Origin of the sequence: Inquilinus ginsengisoli (assembly GCF_050434925.1) — a bacterium.
GTDB lineage: Bacteria > Pseudomonadota > Alphaproteobacteria > DSM-16000 > Inquilinaceae > Inquilinus > Inquilinus ginsengisoli_B.
The window spans coordinates 4,470,518-4,484,837 of sequence record NZ_JBNDJK010000001.1; the positions used below are offsets into that span (position 1 = coordinate 4,470,518).

16 protein-coding genes are annotated in these 14,320 nt (G+C 69.8%); 8 read left to right on the top strand and 8 right to left on the bottom strand.

All coding sequences use genetic code 11. The annotated features are described in order from the left end of the window. Nucleotides 1-54: 54 nt before the first annotated feature. Together QFZ27_RS21365 and bioB are read left to right on the top strand one after the other, a co-directional pair. Entirely contained in the window at nucleotides 55-612 is a 558-nt protein-coding gene (locus QFZ27_RS21365) for a biotin transporter BioY (protein WP_429228453.1), read from the top strand. Further along, nucleotides 609-1,601, top strand: a complete 993-nt coding sequence (gene bioB, locus QFZ27_RS21370) for a biotin synthase BioB (RefSeq protein WP_429228454.1) — start codon at nucleotides 609-611, stop codon at nucleotides 1,599-1,601. Before QFZ27_RS21365 ends, bioB begins: the two co-directional genes overlap by 4 nt. Before the next feature lie 2 nt (nucleotides 1,602-1,603). Here bioB and QFZ27_RS21375 read toward each other — a convergent pair whose 3' ends face one another. The 5 genes from QFZ27_RS21375 to lgt all read right to left on the bottom strand — a co-directional run bounded on the left by QFZ27_RS21375 (nucleotide 1,604) and on the right by lgt (nucleotide 6,553). Further along, nucleotides 1,604-2,650 carry a cysteine hydrolase family protein gene (locus QFZ27_RS21375; protein WP_429228455.1) on the bottom strand — a complete coding sequence of 349 codons (1,047 nt, stop codon included), beginning with the start codon at nucleotides 2,648-2,650 and terminating at the stop codon, nucleotides 1,604-1,606. A 61-nt stretch (nucleotides 2,651-2,711) separates the two neighbouring features. Continuing rightward, complete coding sequence (locus QFZ27_RS21380; protein ID WP_429228456.1) at nucleotides 2,712-3,644, bottom strand: ribose-phosphate pyrophosphokinase; 933 nt, start codon at nucleotides 3,642-3,644, stop codon at nucleotides 2,712-2,714. A gap of 188 nt (nucleotides 3,645-3,832) precedes the next feature. Then, nucleotides 3,833-4,588: a peptidoglycan editing factor PgeF gene (pgeF, locus tag QFZ27_RS21385; protein ID WP_429228457.1), complete on the bottom strand. Its 756-nt coding sequence runs from the start codon at nucleotides 4,586-4,588 to the stop codon at nucleotides 3,833-3,835. 52 nt (nucleotides 4,589-4,640) lie between these two features. Beyond that, nucleotides 4,641-5,723 (bottom strand): class I SAM-dependent methyltransferase, encoded by a 1,083-nt coding sequence (locus tag QFZ27_RS21390; RefSeq protein WP_429228458.1) that lies wholly within the window; start codon nucleotides 5,721-5,723, stop codon nucleotides 4,641-4,643. Then, nucleotides 5,720-6,553 carry a prolipoprotein diacylglyceryl transferase gene (lgt, locus tag QFZ27_RS21395; protein WP_429228459.1) on the bottom strand — a complete coding sequence of 278 codons (834 nt, stop codon included), beginning with the start codon at nucleotides 6,551-6,553 and terminating at the stop codon, nucleotides 5,720-5,722. Before lgt ends, QFZ27_RS21390 begins: the two co-directional genes overlap by 4 nt. Before the next feature lie 122 nt (nucleotides 6,554-6,675). On the opposite strand from lgt, the gene QFZ27_RS21400 reads away from it, so the two are divergent. The 6 genes from QFZ27_RS21400 (at nucleotide 6,676) to QFZ27_RS21425 (ending at nucleotide 11,867) form a co-directional block, all read left to right on the top strand. After that, nucleotides 6,676-7,056: an accessory factor UbiK family protein gene (locus QFZ27_RS21400; RefSeq protein ID WP_429228460.1), complete on the top strand. Its 381-nt coding sequence runs from the start codon at nucleotides 6,676-6,678 to the stop codon at nucleotides 7,054-7,056. 181 nt (nucleotides 7,057-7,237) lie between these two features. Beyond that, on the top strand, nucleotides 7,238-7,747 hold the full coding sequence (locus tag QFZ27_RS21405; RefSeq protein WP_429228461.1) for a type III secretion system chaperone family protein: 510 nt from the start codon (nucleotides 7,238-7,240) through the stop codon (nucleotides 7,745-7,747). A 404-nt stretch (nucleotides 7,748-8,151) separates the two neighbouring features. Further along, a complete protein-coding gene (locus tag QFZ27_RS21410) occupies nucleotides 8,152-9,444 on the top strand; it encodes a DUF445 domain-containing protein (RefSeq protein ID WP_429228463.1) in 1,293 nt (430 codons plus the stop codon). Between the two features lie 100 nt (nucleotides 9,445-9,544). Next, nucleotides 9,545-10,009: a cupin domain-containing protein gene (locus QFZ27_RS21415; RefSeq protein WP_429228464.1), complete on the top strand. Its 465-nt coding sequence runs from the start codon at nucleotides 9,545-9,547 to the stop codon at nucleotides 10,007-10,009. Nucleotides 10,010-10,048: 39 nt separating this feature from the next. Then, nucleotides 10,049-10,630, top strand: a complete 582-nt coding sequence (locus tag QFZ27_RS21420) for a dienelactone hydrolase family protein (protein ID WP_429228465.1) — start codon at nucleotides 10,049-10,051, stop codon at nucleotides 10,628-10,630. A gap of 205 nt (nucleotides 10,631-10,835) precedes the next feature. Further along, on the top strand, nucleotides 10,836-11,867 hold the full coding sequence (locus QFZ27_RS21425) for an aldo/keto reductase (protein WP_429228466.1): 1,032 nt from the start codon (nucleotides 10,836-10,838) through the stop codon (nucleotides 11,865-11,867). A 19-nt stretch (nucleotides 11,868-11,886) separates the two neighbouring features. Here QFZ27_RS21425 and QFZ27_RS21430 read toward each other — a convergent pair whose 3' ends face one another. The 3 genes from QFZ27_RS21430 to QFZ27_RS21440 all read right to left on the bottom strand — a co-directional run bounded on the left by QFZ27_RS21430 (nucleotide 11,887) and on the right by QFZ27_RS21440 (nucleotide 14,240). Beyond that, complete coding sequence (locus QFZ27_RS21430) at nucleotides 11,887-12,459, bottom strand: cytochrome b (protein ID WP_429228467.1); 573 nt, start codon at nucleotides 12,457-12,459, stop codon at nucleotides 11,887-11,889. Continuing rightward, nucleotides 12,456-13,508 (bottom strand): catalase family peroxidase, encoded by a 1,053-nt coding sequence (locus tag QFZ27_RS21435; RefSeq protein ID WP_429228468.1) that lies wholly within the window; start codon nucleotides 13,506-13,508, stop codon nucleotides 12,456-12,458. Before QFZ27_RS21435 ends, QFZ27_RS21430 begins: the two co-directional genes overlap by 4 nt. 261 nt (nucleotides 13,509-13,769) lie before the next feature. Continuing rightward, nucleotides 13,770-14,240: a MarR family winged helix-turn-helix transcriptional regulator gene (locus QFZ27_RS21440; protein WP_429228469.1), complete on the bottom strand. Its 471-nt coding sequence runs from the start codon at nucleotides 14,238-14,240 to the stop codon at nucleotides 13,770-13,772. Nucleotides 14,241-14,320: the final 80 nt, after the last annotated feature.

Below are 14,320 nucleotides of genomic sequence, written 5' to 3' on the forward strand. Positions count from 1 at the left end.
GCAATGATCATAGATCAATCGAAAGGATTATCTATGATTTTGAGGAGTCAGATCATGCATTCCCCCCTCGAGACACCGCTGTCCGCGCCCGTCCTGGCCGGCTGGCGCATCCCTGCCGCCATCATCGGCGGCAGCCTGCTGATGGCGCTCAGTGGCCAGATCCAGATCCCGTTCTGGCCGGTGCCGATGACCATGCAGGTCTGCGCCACCTTCCTCCTGGCCGGGCTGGCCGGCGGGCGTCTGGCGGCGGCGATGGTCGCAACGTTCCTGGCGGAAGCGGCGGTCGGACTGCCGGTCCTGGCGGGCGGCAGCGGCGGGCTGGCACCGCTGGTCGGCCCGACCGGCGGCTATCTGCTGGGCTTCGTCGTCGCCGCCTTCCTGGCCGGCGAGTGGATCCGGCGCCGCCCCGGCGATCTGGTCGCCACCGTCGTGCCGATGCTGGCCGGGCTGGGCGCGATTTATCTCCTCGGCTGCCTCTGGCTGGCGCAGTTCACCGGCTGGTCGGCCGTGATCTCCGCCGGCGTCGCGCCTTTCCTGCTCGGCGACGCGCTGAAGGTGCTGCTGGCCGCTTCCGTGGCCGTCGCCCTGCGCCGTCTTCGGCGGGCCGCGTGACGGCGACTGACGCCGGTCCCAGGCCCGCGATCAGGTTCGACTGGACGCGGGCCGAGGCCGAGGCGCTGTACGGCCTGCCGTTTCCGGAGCTGCTGCACCGTTCCCAGTTGGTCCATCGCCAAAGCTTCGATCCGGTGGAGGTCGAGACCGCCAGCCTGCTCAGCATCAAGACCGGCGGCTGCCCGGAGGATTGCGGCTACTGCTCGCAGAGCGCCCGCTACGACACCGGGGTCAAGGCCAGGCGGCTGATGGAGGCCGGGGCAGTGGTGGACCGGGCGGCCCAGGCCAAGGCCGCCGGGGCGGGGCGCTTCTGCATGGGCGCGGCCTGGCGCAGCCCGAAGGACCGCGACCTCGACCGGGTCTGCGACATGGTGGCGGGGGTCAAGGCGCTCGGCATGTCGACCTGCGTCACCCTCGGCATGCTGACCCGGCCGCAAGCGGACCGGCTGAAGGCGGCGGGGCTCGACTACTACAGCCATAACGTCGACACCTCCCCCGAATTCTACGGCCGGATCATCACCACCCGGACGCTGCGGGACCGGCTGGAGACGTTGGGCCATGTCCGCGCCGCCGGCATCAAGGTCTGCTGTGGTGGCATCGTCGGCATGGGCGAGGCGGTAGACGACCGGCTGGGCCTGCTGCTGCTCCTGGCCGGGATGGACCCGCATCCGGAAAGCGTGCCGCTGAACCTTTGGAACGAGGTGGCCGGGACCCCGGTGATGGCAACGGCGGAGACGCCCGACCCGATCGGCTTCGTCCGGCTCGTCGCGGTGGCGCGGATCCTGCTGCCGCGCAGTGTGCTGCGGCTCTCGGCCGGCCGGCAGACCATGAGCGACGAGCTGCAGGCGCTGTGCATCGTCGCCGGTGCCAACTCGATCTTCCTCGGCGAGGTGCTGCTGACCACGGCCAATCCCGGCCCGGATCGTGACGCCCGGCTGCTGGCCAAGCTCGGGCTCAGGGCGGTGACGGGCGGACTGGCGCTGGCCTGAACCTATCGCGGCCACTCCGCCATCGGCTGGCCGGACTCGACGATGTGGACGCCGAGTTCCGCCCAGCGGGCGAAGGTCTCCTCGGCCTGCGCGGTGAAGTCGAGCGCCGGGATCGGCCGGCCCTCGGCGTCGAGCCCGACCACCGCCGACATGCAGTCGCGCAGCACGAAGACCCGGCGCGGCAGGGCCGGGTCGAGCGCCCGCATCCGATCGAGCAGGTCGTCGACCGACCAGCGCACGCAATGGCTGGCGGCTTGGCCGGCGACCACGATCCGGTCGGCGAGCAGCAGCTCCAGCAGCGCCGAATCGTCCTGTGGCCGCACCAGCCGGCCGCCGTCCCAGCGGTCCGGCACCTCGGGCGCGAAGGCGGAATAGCTCTCGCTCCAGGGATCGTCGCCCTTGATGATGACCGGCGTCGGCGCGCCGCGCAGCATGGCGTGGAACAGCCAGGCCTCCTGGACCAGCCCCGGCATGGCGTGGCCCTCCGACCCGATCAGACAGTGGTCGGGCCAGATGATCAGCGCGTTGCGGCCCTGCCGCGCCAGGCTGCGGACATAGTGCAGCAACTGCCGCTCGACCCAACCCTCTGCCGCGACGTCGGCCGGCAGCAGCGCAAGGACGCCCTGGCTCGGCCGCAGCGTGCCGTCGGCCAGCATCTCCTCGGTGATCACGGTGAAGGGCTCGGACGGGCGGCCGTCGGCGTCGATCCAGAACGAGCGGTGGAAGATCTGCAGCGGCGTGTGGGTGTCGAAGGTCGGGACGATCCGGTCGAGGGCGCCGAGGTTGCGGTGGATGAAGGCGGCGATCCGCGCCGTGTCCTCGACTGCGCCGCGCCCGGACCGGCCGCCGACATAGAGCGCACCCTGCGGCAGGCAGAAGTCGCGCTGTAGGTCGATCAGCAGCAGGTCGGTGCGCCGGTCGCCGACCGTCTCGACCTTGCCGCGCCATGTCTCGGCCGTGGCGCGCAAAGTATCGGGATCGGACCGGTACGACCAGTCTCCGGCCCGGGCCGGATCGAAGAAGGGAGGAAGCTCCGGTGTCGTGCTCATGGTGTCCCGATGCCTATCGCCCGTGAGGGCAGCATAGCAGGGCATCGGCCCGAGAGAGGCCTCACTGGAACAGGCTGGAGACCGACTTCTCTTCGGCGATGCGAAGGATCGCCTCGGCCAGCAGGGGCGCGATGGTCAGCTGGCGGACATTGTGGCTCAGCCGCACCGCCTCGGTGGCGAGGATGCTGTCGGTCGTCACCATCTCCTTGATCGGCGAGGCGCCGACGCGGGCGACAGCGCCGCCCGAGAGCACGCCGTGGCTGATATAGGCGAAGACCTCGGCCGCGCCGCGCTCGATCAGCGCGACGGCGGCGTTGCACAGCGTGCCGGCGCTGTCGGCGATGTCGTCGATCAGGATGCAGCGGCGGCCGTCGATGTCGCCGATCACGTTCATCACCTCCGACATCCCGGCGCGCTCGCGCCGCTTGTCGATGATGGCGAGGTCGGCGCCCAGGCGCTGCGCCACCAAGCGGGCGCGGACCACGCCGCCGACATCGGGCGAGACGATGGCCAGATTGTCGCCGGGGAAGCGGCTGCGGATGTCCTTCACGAACACCGGCGCGGCCACCAGGTTGTCCAACGGGATGTCGAAGAAGCCCTGGATCTGGTCGGCATGCAGGTCGAGGGTCAGCACCCGGTCGGCGCCGGCGCGGGTGATCAGGTTGGCCACCAGCTTGGCCGAGATCGGCGTGCGCCCGCCGGTCTTGCGGTCCTGCCGGGCATAGCCGTAATAGGGCATCACCGCGGTGATCCGACGGGCCGAGCCGCGGCGCAGCGCGTCGATGGTGACCAGCATCTCCATCAGGTTGTCATTGGCCGGGAAGCTGGTCGGCTGGATCACGAACACGTCCTCCCCGCGGACGTTCTCGAGGATCTCGACGAAGACCTCCATATCGGCGAAGCGCCGGATCTGAGCCTTGGTCAACGGGATTTGCAAATAGGCGGCGATCGCCTCGCAGAGCGGGCGATTGCTGTTGCAGGCGATGATTTTCATGCGGGGCGGCTCGGTGGTCTCGGGCGGTGGCCGGGGCCGGATGCGGCTGCGTATATCCCGCGCGCACCGGGGTGTAAACGGACTTCACGCAACCCTGACCCCGAATTGTCACATCAGCATCAGCACGCAGCCGCCGAGCAGCGCCACGATGATGAACAGGAACAGGGTGATCAGGTGCGGCATGGCTGTCAGCCCGTCAGCAGGATCGCCGAGATCTGCCGGCCGTAATCCGGCTCCTTGCGCAAGGTGGTGCGGCGGTAGCTGAAGAACTGGTCCTCGCGCGCCAACGTGTCCAGCCCGGTGACCGTGAGGTCGCGGAGGCCGGCGCGGCGCAGGCGCTGGGCGACATAGCCCGGCAGGTCGAAATGCGGCCGCGCGCCGGGGGTATGGAAGAAGCCGGCGCTGTCCGGATCCTCGGTCAGGAACCGATCGCGGAATTCGGGGCCGACCTCGTAGCTGTCCGGGCCGATGCAGGGGCCGACGGTCGCCGCGATCCGCTCCGGCACCGCGCCCAGGGCCCGCATCGCCGCGACGGTGGCGTCGGTGACGCCGCCGAGCGCGCCCTTCCAGCCGGCATGGGCGGCGCCGATCACCCCGGCCTCGGCATCGGCGAACAGGATCGGGGCGCAGTCGGCGGTCAGGATGCCGAGCGCCAGGCCGGGGCGGTCGGTGACCATGGCATCGGCCTGGGGCGACGTCTCCGGCGTCCAGCGCTCGGTGACGGTCACGACGTTGGGGCTGTGCACCTGATAGACGGTCAGGAGCGTCTCGGCCGGGCCGAGCTCGCGCCGGCAGCGGTCGCGATTCTCGGCCACCGCCTCGCGCCGGTCGCCGGAGCCGAAGCCGCAGTTGCGCGAGGCGAAGATGCCCTCGCTGACGCCGCCGGTGCGCGGGAAGAAGCCGTGGCCGATGCCGGGCAGGGCGAGGGCGTCGACGGTGATCACGGTGCAGGCTCCGGCCGATTCGGACGGCAACGGAATAGCATCGCCGGCCGAGTCAGGGAAATCCTGCCGGCGTACCGAGACCCGGCGCGGTCAGGGCCAGGGCCTTGAACAGCGTGCCCATCTGCTGCGGACCGGCCAGCCGGGCGACCGCGGCGTCGATCTCGGCGGCGCGGGCCGGGGAGGCCTTCTGCAATTGCGCCGCGCGGGGGCGCAGCCCAAGCGTCTCCAGGAACGCGCCTTGCGTCACCGGGCCGTGGGCAGTGGCTCCGGCTTGGGTCGCCGCCTGGGCCAGGGACTGGAAGTCTACATGGGCGGTCAGGTCGGCGTCGCCCGGCGCCTCCAGCGGGTCGGCGAAGGCATGGCGCCGCACCGCCTGGAAGCTGTCGCCGGGCGCGCTGCGGGCCGGGCCATAATCGACGATCAGCGCGGCGCCGCCCTGCTGCGCCAGGCGTCGCCCGAGGAGGGCGGCGTGTGACAGCCCGGCCGGGCAGGCTTCGGCGATCGATCCCTCCGGCGCGTCCCGTACCGCCTCCGGGATCAGCGCCAGCCCCGGATCGGCGCGGGCCGACAGCTCCCAGCGCAGCCGGCCGGCCTCCTCGTCCCAGCCGACGAGGCGCTCGTGCCAGCCTTTGGCGCCGCGCTGCCATTGCCGGATCGGCAGGGCGTCGAAGAACTCGTTGGCGACCACCAGCGCCGGCCCTTCGGCCAGATCGGCCAACCGGTCCAGCCAGACCGGGTTGGCATCGGCCAGCCGCATCGCCTGCGCCGCACGCAGGGCCGGGCTGGTCTCGACCAGATGCAGCCGCAGCGCGGCGCGGAAGCCGGGCGCGGCGCGGCCGACGGCGCGCAGCGCGTCCTGCATCAGCGTGCCGCGTCCGGGGCCGAGCTCGACCAGCAGCACCGGGTCTGGCGCGCCCATCCGCTGCCACAGATCGGCGCACCACAGCCCGACCAGCTCGCCGAAGACCTGGCTGATCTCCGGCGCGGTGGTGAAGTCGCCGGCCGCGCCCAGCGGGTCCTGCTTGACGTAATAGCCGTGCCGGGGATGGCCGAGCGCCTCGGCCATGTACTGCGCCACCGTCAGCGGGCCATCGACGGCGATGTGGCGGCGCAGCAGGTCGAGCAGCGCGGTCACGCGGCCGGTGACGAGGCGGCCGGGGCCGGGGCCTCGACCGCCGGCCGGCGCGCGGCCCACAGCACCACGGCGAGGCCGATCAGGATCATCGGGATCGACAGCTGCTGGCCCCGCGTGAACCAGTCGGTGCCCATCAGATAGCCCAGCTGGGCATCCGGCTCGCGCACGAACTCGACCAGGAAGCGCGACAGGCCGTACCAGGCGATGAAGGCGCCCAGAATGATGCCCGGCCTGGCCCGGATGCGGGCGCTGGCGGCGAGCGGCAGCAGGATCAGGAACAGCACCAGCCCTTCCAGCCCGGCCTCGTACAGCTGGCTGGGGTGTCGCGGCGCCGGCCCGCCATTCGGGAAGACGAACCCCCAGGTGACCCAGGGCTGGGTGACCACGCGGCCCCACAGCTCGCCGTTCACGAAATTGGCGATGCGGCCGAAGAGCAGCCCGATCGGCGCGGCGGCGGCGACCACGTCGCCCAGCAGCAGGGGCGAGAAGCCTCGGCTGCGGGCGAACAGGATGATCGCGGCGGCGACCCCGAGGAAGCCGCCATGGAAGGACATGCCGCCATGCCAGATCTCCAGGATCGACAGCGGGTCGGCCAGGTATTCGTCGAGATTGTAGAACAGGACATAGCCGAGCCGGCCGCCCAGGATGGTGCCGACCACCGCCCAGGTCAGGAAGTCGTCCAACGCCGTTCGGTCCGGCGGCAATGCGGTGCGGCGGGTCAGCCACAGCGCGTAGCGCCAGCCGAGAATGAAGCCGGCGATGTAGGCGAGCGCATACCAGCGGATCGCGATGGGGCCGATCTGCAGGGCGACCGGATCGAACCAGCCCATGTGTGTTCCCGTTCCGGGTGGCGAAGCGTGCCCTTATAGGCGCGCGGTCCAGCGTGTTGCAACGCGGGGAACCGGCCGCCATATTGTCCGATGATGATGAGTTGTTCCGGATACCGCCTGACATGCCCTTCGACACCAAGCTGATCGACGATCTGGTCCGCGTCGCGACCGGAGCCTTCGGTGCCGTTGCCGGCGTGCGCGAGGAGGCGAGGACCCGCCTGCGCGAGCAGTTCGAGCACATCCTGGCGCGGCTCGACGTGGTCACCCGCGAGGAGTTCGAGATCGTCCGCGCCCTGGCCCAGCGGGCGCGCGAGGAGCAGGAGCTTCTGGCCGCCCGGGTGGCGGCGCTGGAGGCCGCAGCCAAGCCGGCGGCGGCAAAGCCCGTGACGCCGAAGCCTGCGGCGAAACGCGCAGCCGCCAAGCCCGCCCACAAGGCCGAGACCACGCCGGCCGCCACCCCTGCGCCGAAGGGCCGCAGGCCCCGCGCCAAGGTCGTGAACTGAATTTCGTCACAAATCATCCACAACTTTTATCGCGACGGCGGAGCATATCGATTGCGCCCATCAAGCCCTTGTGCGACCGTCGTCTTGGAAAGGCTGTAATGGTTAACACCACTACACATTGGGTATTGGCCGAGCGCGAGCGCCACCGGTGCGTATCGCCGCGGTACGGGAGCGGAGGATCATGACCACAGCGTCCCAGACCTTCGAGGAAGCCGCCTTCACCCAAAACCCCCTCGACACGCTCGAGGAGATCATCGGCGCCAATGATTGGAGCTTCGAGCGGGCCAGCAACGAGGAGATGCTGGCCGAGGTCGCCGGCCGGTGGTGCAGCTATCGCCTGTTCTTCTTCTGGCAAGAGGAGATCAGCGCCATGCAGTTCTCCTGCCAGTTCGACCTGAAGGTGCCGGAGAAGAAGCGCCGCGACGTGGCGGAGCTGCTCGGCATCATCAACGAGCGGATGTGGCTCGGCCATTTCGACGTCGACTCCGAGGAGCTGACGCCGATGTTCCGGCACACCACGCTGCTGCGCGGCGCCCAGGCGGCGAGCCAGGAGCAGCTCGAGGACCTGGTCGACATCGCGCTGACCGAATGCGAGCGCTTCTACCCGGCCTTCCAGTTCATCCTCCGGGGCGGCAAGAGCGTCGGCGAGGCGGTCTCCGCCGCGATCCTGGACACGGTCGGCGAAGCCTGAGCCGACTGTCCGACAGACAAGACGACGAGCCCGGCTTCGCGAGAGGCCGGGCTTTTTCGTGGCGGCGGAGAGCCGAGGGACGGTGCATTGCCTCTCCCGCCAAGCGGGGCCGTCTCAGAACAGCAATCCATCCCGTTGCCGTCATCCCGCGAAAGCGGGAATTTCGTTCCGGTCGAAGCGTGACCAGATCCCCGCTTTCGCGGGATGACGGAATGGAGATTCCGAACAGGTCTCGCCAGGCGGGAGAGGCAACGCGCATGGCTTTGGCCATGGCGACTTGACCGGCACATCAGCCTTGCTGATGGAGGCGCTGGAACAGGGCTCGGCATCACGAGTTTTGACCGAAGCGGCGAATCCGGACTGGCGGATCCGCGCATCGTTCCGAGAGAGAGGAAGGCCGAGACATGGCCTCTGGCCTGCAGCCGCAGCCCGTCTTGTCCGTCGTCCCGCCCTTCGCGTCCGGCCGGGCGGAGGGGGCGGCGCGCCGCCGTCTGCGGCGCAACCGCCGGCTCGCGACCGGGCTGCTCGCCACGATGGGAGTGGTCTTCGTCGGCACGCATCTGGACGCGGGGCCCGGCTTCGCCATGCTGCTCCTGCGCGCCGGCGCCGAGGCCGGGATCGTCGGCGGCATCGCGGACTGGTTCGCGGTGACCGCCCTGTTCCGCCGCCCGCTCGGCCTGCCGATCCCCCACACCGCCATTATCCCGAACAGCAAGGACCGGATCGCGCGCACCCTCGGCCGCTTCATCGAGCGGAACTTCCTGACCGAGGAGATCCTGCTGCGGAAGCTCGCTGACGGCCAGGTCGGGCAGCGCTTCGCCGCCTGGCTGGCGGCGCCGGGCACCGCACCGGTGATCGCCGGGCTGGTCGCCGGCGCGCTGCCCGGCCTGATCCGGTCGCTGGAGGACCACGACCTGCAGGATTTCGCCAACCGCACGCTGGGCGAGCAGCTTCGGCGCGCCGACCTGGCGCCGATTCTCGGCCGCATGGTCGATCTGGCGACGGCCAGCGGTGAAGCCGACATCCTGTTCGAGCGGGCGATCGGCATCGGCGTCGACTGGCTGGAGGAGAACCGGGGGCAGATCGACCGGCTGGTGGAGGCCCGCAGCCGCTGGTGGGTTCCGAAGACGGTCGACCGCCGGATCGCCGCCGCGATCGTCTCGGCCATTGCCGACCTGCTGGGCGATCTGCGCCGGCCGGACAGCGAGGCGCGGCTCAAGTTCCGCGAGGCGCTGGGCGGCCTGATCGAGGAGTTGTTGCGCTCGCCGGCCCGGCGCGACCAGATCAACGCCTCGAAGAACCGGATCCTCGACAGCCCGGAGGTGCAGGCCTGGCTCGCCTCGATCTGGGGCCAGCTGTCGCGGACGGCGCTGGAGGACCTGGCCGATCCGGCGTCGAAGACGCGCGCCGCGCTCGAGCACGGCATCGCCCTGGTGGGCCGGGCCCTGGCCGCCGACGGGGCCATGCAGGCGCATGTCGATGCCGTGGTCCGGCGGCTCGCGCTCCAGCTCGTCTCCTGGCGGCGCAAGCTCGGTGGCTTCATCGCCGAGGTGGTGCGCGGCTGGGACACGCGCACGCTGACCGATCGGCTCGAGCTCGTGGTCGGCAGCGATCTGCAGTACATCCGGATGAACGGCACGATCGTCGGGGCGCTGGTCGGCTGCGCGATCTTTCTGGTGTCGCGGCTGTTCGGTTAGCGGGAGATTCAGCGATGCGCGCGGCGGGCTTTCTCGCCTTGTCTCCCGGCTGTGCTTTGCCCGACAGTGCGGGCGGACCAGCGCTCGCGGGGACGACGCCATGCCCAAGATCGACATCGCCGCCGTGCCGGAGCGCAAAGGCACGGGCTATCCGGCACCCTTCGACGCTCCCTGCGCCGACCGCGTCCGGCAGCGGCTGGGCGATGCCGGCGGGTTGACGGATGTCGGGGTCAATCTGATGCGCCTGCCCCCCGGCAACTGGTCGAGCCAACGCCATTGGCATTCGGAGGAGGACGAGCTCGTCTATGTGCTCGAGGGCGAGCTCGTCCTGATCGAGGATGGCGGCGAGACGGTGCTGCGCGCCGGCGATTGCGCGGCCTTTCCGAAGAACTCCGGCAACGGCCACCACATGATCAACCGGTCGGCCACGATGGCAGTCTATCTCGAGGTCGGCACGCGCTCGCCGACCGACGTGATCACCTGCTCCGACATCGACATGATGAGTCCCAGCACTGATGGCCGGTTTCTGCACAAGGACGGCACGCCCTATACAGAGCCGCGGTAGCGAATCTTATCCACTCAACCCGAGACCCGGAGGTTGTCCATGACCGAGGTCCTGCTGTTCCACCACGCCCAGGGGCTGACCCCCGGCGTGCACGCCTTCGCCGACGCCCTGCGGGCCGCCGGCCACACCGTGCACACGCCCGACCTGTTCGACGGACGCACCTTCGGCAGCATCGAAGAGGGGATGGCCCATATCCACCAGGTCGGCTTCGACGAGCTGCGGGAGCGTGGCGTCCGCCTCGCCGGCGACCTGCCGCCCGGGCTGGTCTATGCCGGCTTCTCCTTCGGCGTGCTGCCGGCGCAGAAGCTGGCCCAGACCCGGCCCGGGGCGCGCGGCGCCCTGCTGTTCTACTCCTGCCTGCCGATCAGCGGCGACTGGGCCGTCGGGCCCTGGCCGAACGGTGTCCCGGTGCAGATCCATGGCATGGATGCCGACCCGTTCTTCGTCGGCGAGGGCGACGTCGAGGCCGCCCGCGAGATCGTCGCCAAGGTCGAGGATGCCGAGCTGTTCCTGTATCCGGGAGACCAGCATTATTTCGCCGATAGCTCGCTGCCGTCCTACGACGCAGGGGCGGCCGCGCTGCTCACCCGGCGGGTGCTCGGGTTTCTGGGGCGGGTCTGATTTCGCCGCCATTGTGCTGAGAATCCGATCAATCGGATCTGCACAATCTATTTGTCCGATCTAACCGGGCGTCCCATTCTGGCTTCGGATCCAGGCAGCGCGGCAGGCGGCCAACCGGACTCCCTGTTCGATTGCTCTCCAGAAGACAGCGGCTCCCGGCCATGGCTCGGGCGCTCGCCCTCGACATTCCCACGGGAGGAAGACCATGGAGTATCGCAAGCTCGGCAACAGCGGCGCGGTGGTGACGGCCTACTGCCTCGGCACCATGACCTTCGGCAAGGAGTCCGACGAGGCCACATCCTTCGCGCTGATGAACGACTATGTCGAGGCCGGCGGCAATTTCCTCGACACCGCCGATGTCTACAGCGCCGGCGTGTCGGAGGAGATCATCGGCCGCTGGCTGAAGAGCCGGCCCGGCATCGCCCAGGACCTCGTGATCGCCACCAAGGGCCGGTTCCCGATGGGGCAGGGGCCCAACGATCTGGGCCTGTCGCGCAAGCATCTCGGGGCGGCGCTCGACGCCTCGCTGCGGCGCCTGGGGGGCGAGCAGGTCGACCTCTACCAGATGCACGCCTGGGACGCGCTGACGCCGCTGGCGGAGACGCTGCGCTTCCTCGACGATTCGGTGCGCAACGGCAAGATCGCCTATTACGGCTTCTCGAACTTCCTCGGCTGGCAGCTGACCAAAGCGGTGTGGCTGGCCAAGGCCAACGGCTATGCGCCGCCGGTGACGCTGCAGCCGCAATACAACCTGCTGGTCCGCGACATCGAGCATGAGATCGTGCCGGCGGCAGTCGACGCCGGCATCGGGCTGCTGCCGTGGTCGCCCCTCGGCGGCGGCTGGCTGTCGGGGAAATACAAGCGCGACCAGATGCCGACCGGCGCCACACGGCTGGGCGAGAACCCGCAGCGCGGCATGGAGGCCTATGACGCCCGCAACGCCAAAGCGACCACCTGGGCGGTGATCGGAGCGGTCGAGGACATCGCCAAGGCGCGCGGGGTCGGCATGGCGCAGGTGGCGCTGGCCTGGGTCGCGGCGCAGCCGGCGGTCACGTCGGTGATTCTGGGCGTTCGCACGCGGCAGCAGCTCGCCGACAACCTCGGCGCGGCGACTCTGGTGCTCACCGCCGACGAGATCGCCACGCTCGACGTGGCGAGCCGGCCGGAGGTGGCGGAGTATCCCTATGGCACCGGCGGCATCAACCAGCGCCGCCGGAAGATCGAAGGCGGGCGCTGACCCCGCGGCAACGCTCCGTTCAGGCGATCCGTCGTTTGGACGGAGCGGCCTCGTCTCGGCCTGGCCCGGCGGCCATGGCCTCGAACACGCCGTCACGCCGCACCAGGGCGTGGTGCAGCGCCGCCGCGACATGCAGCAGGATCAGCGCGAAGAAGGCGAAGGCCAGGTAAACATGCGCGGTCCACAGCAGCGCGTGCAGGCTGGCGCTCTGCGGCAGGATCGGCGGGAGAGTGACGCCCGGGAACAGCACGACCGGGTAGGCCGCGGCGGACAGCATGCCCCAGCCGATCAGCGGCATGCCGATCATCAGCAGATAGAAGGCGATGTGCGACAGATGCGCGGCGAGCTTCATCGGCTCCGGCATGTCGGCCGGCAGCGCCGGCGCGCCGTAGCGCAGGCGCAGCCCCAGTCGGATCAGCACCAGCACCAGGATGGCGATGCCGAGCGGCTTGTGGATCGCCACCAGCACCAGATGCTTCGGCATCACGGTGGACACCATGCCGACGCCGATGAACAGCATGGCCAGGATGCAGATCGCCATCAGCCAGTGCACCAGGCGCTGCGAGGCGGTGAAATGGCGGCGGCCGGTCATGGCTTGGCTCCGGTCTCGGTTCGCGGATAGGCCTGCTCTTCCGCCGTGCGGAGATCGTAGGACTTGGCATAGGCGGCCGACCGCGCGGCCGGGAACGGGTCGTCCGAGGTGCGGATGCCGTCGGGCAGCACGGTCGGGTCGAAGTTGATGTCGCGGCAGGGGCCGTCCGGCTCGGCCTCGATCTTCTGCACCACCAGGGTGCCGGCCTCGACGGTGCGGCGGTCCGCCGGCCAGGCCTTGGTCGGGTCCGCGGTCGGGTCGCCCGGGTTCGCGACCGTCACCGCCAGGGTCCAGCGCTGCGGCCCGGCGGCGACGCGCTGGACGATATCCTGGTCGAGGAAGTCGGGGCCGAGCTTCGCCAGCTCCTCCGGTGGCACAGCCACCGGCTGCGCCGCCGGCAGCAGCGACCAGCGCACCGTGTGGTCGGTGCCGGAACCGTCGGTGAAGATGAAGCTGTTCAGGCTGTTGAACCGGTCTTCGGCAAAGCTGCCGGTCCAGGGCGCGCTCTGTGCCCAGGCAACGAAGGCGCCGAATTCCGGATGGGCCGCGGCGAAGCTCTTCATCGCCTCCGGGTCCTTGCTGCCGGAGGCGGTCAGCAGCTCGTAGAAGGCCTGCGGCGTCGCCACCGCGAAAACCGGCGGATCGATCATGGCACTGCGCCATTCCTGGCCGTCCGGCGTCGAGATCTGCAGCCCGATGCCGCGCACGCGGACCGTCGCATCCGCGGCGTTCGGATTGGGCGTGGCGAGGTTGAGACGCCCGAGAGCCGGGTATTGGCCCTTGGCGAAGACCTGGGCCTTCGAAAGCTCTGCCCCGGCGCCGTTGGACTCAAAGACGCCGGTGAAGCAGATGCCCTTGGCGTGGTTGCGGCGATGGCCGGGCGCCGCGCCGCCGGGCGGCGCCAGCGCCGCCACCAGCTTGTCCGGGGTCAGGCGCTGGGGCGAGAACCAGCCCGCCGTATAGGCGAAGGCCGCGCCGCCGGCGCCGACGATGGCTGCGATCAGGACCAGCGACCCGAGGGCGGAGCGCCCGGGCGATCGTTGTGGCATTCCAGCCTCGTTGTGCAGGGACTCGGGAGTTCGATCCGAGGATATCGCGCCTCCGTTTGGGAAGGAGAGCGGGAATGTTGCTCGGCTCGAACTCTCGTCTTCGGGAAGAGGGCGCCCGCCACTGTCGGGGGGGCAGGGACAGTGGCGGGCGTTAACATCAGCGGTGTCGGGGGGAGAGCCGCTGTGCATTGAGACGATAGCGGAACCAGCCCGCCCGCATTATCGCACATGCGATCAGGGCGCCCCATACCTAGGAATAGGTCAGTCCGGCTCGCGGGCGTCGGCTTCCAGCGTCCGGCGCAGCGCCGTCATGACGCCGTGCGTCGTCGCGATGTCCTCAACCGGGAGTCCCTCGGCCAGCCTGTTGACCCAGGGGGCCTGCAGCCGCATGGCGGCGTCGAAGGTCGCCCTTCCCTTGTCGGTCAGCACCACCAGCTGCGCCCGCCGATGATGCGGGTTGGGCTGGAATTCCACCAGGCCCTCGCTCTGCAGATCGTTGACGATGCGCTGGACGTTCTGGCGGTTGGCCCCGAGGTCGCGCGCCAGCCATGCCACCGGCTGCGGCCGGTCCGCCGCGATGATGGTGCCGAGGATCTGCCAGCGGGCGCTGGTCAGGCCAAGCCCGGCGACCAGCCGGTCGCCCGCATTCACCACCCGGCTGTTGAGCCTGAACAGGTCGAGAATGAGATCGGTCAGGGCAGTTCCTGCCGGAGTTAGCTCCGTCTGGTTCATATGTCACCATAGAGTGATATTGACAATATGATGTCAATATAGTTTATTGGCGTCGCCGTGCCAATTTGACACCATGCAAC

Excerpts from the sequence above, each read along its gene's own strand:
- lgt (WP_429228459.1), bottom strand. The coding sequence starts at position 6,553 with ATGGGCTGGTTCGATCCGGTCGCCCTGCAGATCGGCCCCATCGCGATC.
- QFZ27_RS21435 (WP_429228468.1), bottom strand. The coding sequence starts at position 13,508 with ATGCCACAACGATCGCCCGGGCGCTCCGCCCTCGGGTCGCTGGTCCTG.
- QFZ27_RS21420 (WP_429228465.1), top strand. The coding sequence starts at position 10,049 with ATGACCGAGGTCCTGCTGTTCCACCACGCCCAGGGGCTGACCCCCGGC.
- QFZ27_RS21430 (WP_429228467.1), bottom strand. The coding sequence starts at position 12,459 with ATGACCGGCCGCCGCCATTTCACCGCCTCGCAGCGCCTGGTGCACTGG.
- QFZ27_RS21380 (WP_429228456.1), bottom strand. The coding sequence starts at position 3,644 with ATGAAAATCATCGCCTGCAACAGCAATCGCCCGCTCTGCGAGGCGATC.
- QFZ27_RS21365 (WP_429228453.1), top strand. The coding sequence starts at position 55 with ATGCATTCCCCCCTCGAGACACCGCTGTCCGCGCCCGTCCTGGCCGGC.
- QFZ27_RS21440 (WP_429228469.1), bottom strand. The coding sequence starts at position 14,240 with ATGAACCAGACGGAGCTAACTCCGGCAGGAACTGCCCTGACCGATCTC.
- QFZ27_RS21415 (WP_429228464.1), top strand. The coding sequence starts at position 9,545 with ATGCCCAAGATCGACATCGCCGCCGTGCCGGAGCGCAAAGGCACGGGC.
- QFZ27_RS21410 (WP_429228463.1), top strand. The coding sequence starts at position 8,152 with ATGGCCTCTGGCCTGCAGCCGCAGCCCGTCTTGTCCGTCGTCCCGCCC.
- QFZ27_RS21375 (WP_429228455.1), bottom strand. The coding sequence starts at position 2,650 with ATGAGCACGACACCGGAGCTTCCTCCCTTCTTCGATCCGGCCCGGGCC.
- QFZ27_RS21425 (WP_429228466.1), top strand. The coding sequence starts at position 10,836 with ATGGAGTATCGCAAGCTCGGCAACAGCGGCGCGGTGGTGACGGCCTAC.
- QFZ27_RS21405 (WP_429228461.1), top strand. The coding sequence starts at position 7,238 with ATGACCACAGCGTCCCAGACCTTCGAGGAAGCCGCCTTCACCCAAAAC.
- QFZ27_RS21400 (WP_429228460.1), top strand. The coding sequence starts at position 6,676 with ATGCCCTTCGACACCAAGCTGATCGACGATCTGGTCCGCGTCGCGACC.